This window comes from Gemelliphila asaccharolytica (assembly GCF_001553005.1).
Classification (GTDB): domain Bacteria; phylum Bacillota; class Bacilli; order Staphylococcales; family Gemellaceae; genus Gemelliphila; species Gemelliphila asaccharolytica.
Genome location: NZ_KQ959882.1, coordinates 1 through 2,023, shown reverse-complemented (window position 1 = coordinate 2,023; position 2,023 = coordinate 1). Strand labels below are relative to the sequence as shown.

The 2,023-nt window shown below is 25.8% G+C and carries 1 protein-coding gene and 1 tRNA gene; both read left to right on the top strand.

All coding sequences use genetic code 11. The features are described from left to right. Positions 1-38 precede the first annotated feature (38 nt). Positions 39-109, top strand: a tRNA-Trp gene (locus tag HMPREF1871_RS03755). 681 nt (positions 110-790) lie between these two features. Next, positions 791-2,023: GA module-containing protein (locus tag HMPREF1871_RS03750; RefSeq protein WP_157058059.1), on the top strand; the 1,233-nt coding region annotated here is incomplete at its 3' end.

Genomic DNA, 2,023 nt, shown 5'->3' with positions numbered 1-2,023 from the left:
TCAGTGGTTCGAATCCACTTCTTCCCACCATTAATTATAGGGGCATAGTTTAAAGGTAGAACGAAGGTCTCCAAAACCTTTGGTGTGGGTTCAATTCCTACTGCCCCTGTTGAAGATATAAATGGAAGATAAGAATTGTCTACTTATCTTTCATTTTTTTTGGTTGTACAATATTATCGTTGATAATATTATAAATAGAGAAAATCAGCTTTAAAATCAAAAAAAAAATAAAAAAAGCAATATCAACATAAAAATAAAAAAATACTTATTTTTGTAGTTGGTATTTTTTTATAAGATGCTCACTGAGTTATTTTACTTTCAAGTAGGCATTATTTACGAAAAAAAAGCAAATAATTGAGAAATTTAAAGTTTTTTAGAGTGTTTTATTTTTAAGTTATAATATTTTATAAAGAAATTAGATTTTAAATTTTTATTAATAAAGTATAAATTATTAAACTGTAAATATTTTTTCATAAATATATCAATGAATTTCAAAAATAAAAAAAGCAAATAATTTAATACATTAAATTTTAAAATATTTTTTATTCTTATTATAAAATAATATTTAAAATATTCAAATAGAAAATAAATATCATTATTCTTTGTATTAAAGGCAATTATAATTATTACAAATGTTACAAAAATATTATATTTTGTAAAAATATTTAAAAAAATAAAAAGTTAATCTTGTTTTTATTTTCTAAAAATGATAAAATAAGGAGCACAAAAAATTATATTATTTTAGGGATTAGCAAATATAATTAATAAACTTTTTATAAAGGAGAAAGAGATGAATAATACAAAGAAGATATTAACAGTAGGTGTAACAGGAGCGTTATTATTAAGCATTAGTGGAGCAGTTTCGCCATTAAATAGCTCTTTAGCATCAAATCAAGAACTTACATCAGGTAATGTAAATGCTGATTTAGAAAAAGAAAAAGAACAAGCTATTAAGAAATTAGAAGAGTATCCAGAAGCATTTGATAAATCTTTAAATAGTTTGGCAGAAGAATTAAAAAAAGCAAAAATAGAACAAATTAAAAAAGCAAATAAAAAAGAAGAAATTCAAAAAATTTTAGATGAAGTAAAAAATGCTCATAACCTTAATAAAGCCAAAAAAGAAGGTAAAAACTTTGTTGATGGTCTAAAACATGTAAATGAACAGCAAAAGGTAGAACTTAGAAATATGATTGGAAATATGAAAAAGTTAGAAGAGTTAATGCCTTTTTTAAAAGATGAAGCAGTAAAAGAATTAGATGATTTCACAAGTGCCTTTAATGAAAAATTATATGGAAAAGCCCTTGCCGATGCTATGAAAAGCAATATTGAAGCAGAAATAAATCAAGCGAAAGATATAGATTCATTAAAAGCTATATTAGACAAGGTTGATAAAGCTAATGAAATAGGAAAAGCTAAAGAAGAAGGAAGAAAGAAAGTAGATGAAATGAAAAATCTTTCTCCAGAAGAAAAAGTTAAGGCATACAACTCTATAGGAAGTGGAGAAACTGTAGAAAAGGTAAAAGAAGAGGTTCAAAAAGCTCAAACACAAGAAAAAGCTAAAGAGAAGCCACAAACTCCTGATCAATCAGATAATACTGAAAAGTTAGCAAATGAAAAAACTCAAGCCATAAAAGATTTAGATAAATTTACTAATGCCTTTAATGAAAAATTATATGGAAAAGTCCTTGCTAATGCAATGAAAGAAAATTATAAAAAACAAATTAACGAGGCAGATTCAGTAGAAAAAATTAATTCTATCATAAATACAGTAAAAACTGCTGATGAAATAGGAAAAGCAAAAGAAGAAGGAAGAAAGAAAGTAGACGAAATGAAAAATCTTTCTCCAGAACAAAAAAGAGAAGCTTATAACTCTATAGGAAGTGGAGCAACTGTAGAAAAGGTAAAAGAGTCACTAAATAGTGCAATGGAATTAGATAAAAAACAAGGTGGTAATTCTAATGTCTTGCCACCTATGCCAAACAACCCAAGTCAAACTCCAGCTCCAGACGTAACGCCAACACCG